Origin of the sequence: Bradyrhizobium cenepequi, assembly GCF_020329485.1 — a bacterium.
GTDB classification, from domain to species: domain Bacteria; phylum Pseudomonadota; class Alphaproteobacteria; order Rhizobiales; family Xanthobacteraceae; genus Bradyrhizobium; species Bradyrhizobium cenepequi.
The window spans coordinates 1-1,438 of the sequence record NZ_JAGKJI010000146.1; the positions used below are offsets into that span (position 1 = coordinate 1).

1 protein-coding gene is annotated in these 1,438 nt (G+C 60.8%); it reads right to left on the bottom strand.

All coding sequences use genetic code 11. The annotated features are described in order from the left end of the window. A partial coding sequence (locus J6497_RS40570; protein ID WP_225709734.1) for a type IV secretory system conjugative DNA transfer family protein occupies positions 1 to 982 on the bottom strand: 982 nt, incomplete at its 3' end. Positions 983 to 1,438 lie beyond the last annotated feature (456 nt).

A 1,438-nucleotide genomic window follows, 5' to 3' on the forward strand; every position in this document is an offset into this window, starting at 1 on the left:
ACAGCACACCTGAGCGCTCGTTTTCTGACTTGTTGAGGAGCTCCCGCGCGGTCGCGGCCACGACGGGATGCACCTTGGGCTCTGTCTCCGTCCCAAGATGATTGGTGGCCATCATGATCCGCAGCGTCTTCTCAAAGGACTGCGCGGGATCGGCCAGGATCTCGGTAACCCGGGTCAACGTCTTCTGCTCTTCGGCATAGAGGACGTGGAGGATGACGCCGACCAGCAGCGAATGGCTGGCCTTCTCCCAATGGGTTCGGCGTTCGAGTGCTCCTTCGGGATCGACCAGGATGTCGGCGATGTTCTGAACGTCGCGCACCTCGGCCGCGCCCTTGCGGACTTCGAGCAACGGATTGTAGCGCGCGCTCCGTGGGTCGGTCGGATTGAACAACAGGCAATGCGAGAAGCTTGATCGCCAGCCGGCTGTCAGCTCCCAGTTTTCGCCCTTGATGTCGTGCACCACCGCAGACGAGGTCCAGGACAACAGCGTCGGCAGCACGAGCCCGACGCCCTTTCCTGAACGCGTCGGCGCAAAGCACATGACATGCTCCGGCCCGTCATGGCGCAGGTAGTTGTTCTCGAGTCGCCCCAGAAACACGCCCTTGGCGGCGAAAAGGCCGGCGGCCTTGATCTCCTTGGCAGTAGCCCAGCGCGCCGAGCCGTAGGTCGTCACGAGCTGATTTTGCCGCGCGCGCCAGACCGAGTTGATGATCGCAAACAGCGCGCCGGCGAGCCCGCCCGCCGCAGCGATGGCGCCGCCCTCTTCAAAGATCTCGGGCGCATAAGCCTCGTAGGCGAACCACCATTCGAACAATCGCCACGGCAGATAGACTGGATAGTCGACGATGACGAACCACGGCGCACCGAGCCGCTCCTGAAACGCCAGAGCTCCGGCTGTCCATTGCGTCGCACCCCAGGTTGACGCGATGACGATGCCGAACACGATCGTGATCTGACCGACATAGATTTTCGCTGGAAACATTCGGCTCGCCCCACTCACCCACGCCTACGTGAACGGCGCGATGAAAAGGGCGAACCGACTTCGTGTTCAATCGAAATAAAAATTGGGACTCGGAAGAAAGAGCAATGCCAATGGCTCCTGGTCCGGCGAGAAGGACCTGCGTCAAGCCTCGGCGTAAGTGGTACGACGCCTCAACAGAGTGTGAACGACCGGCTCAAATTGGATCAAGTCTTCAGGCGATCACGCCGAAGCAAGCCTACAGGCCGGATACCGCAGCAAAACCGTCCGATACATATCGGCCGCATTGCTCAGACATCGAGGCCGATTCGGAAATGCTGCTCGCCGCTGCTGCTGCCGATCATGATGGATCATCGGCAACATGAGCCAGAGGCAATCTGGAAGATACGGGCGGCTCGGCGTTTGATGATGAGCGAGGGACACGCAAGCCGCGGGATTTGTGCTATTTCGGACCGGGCG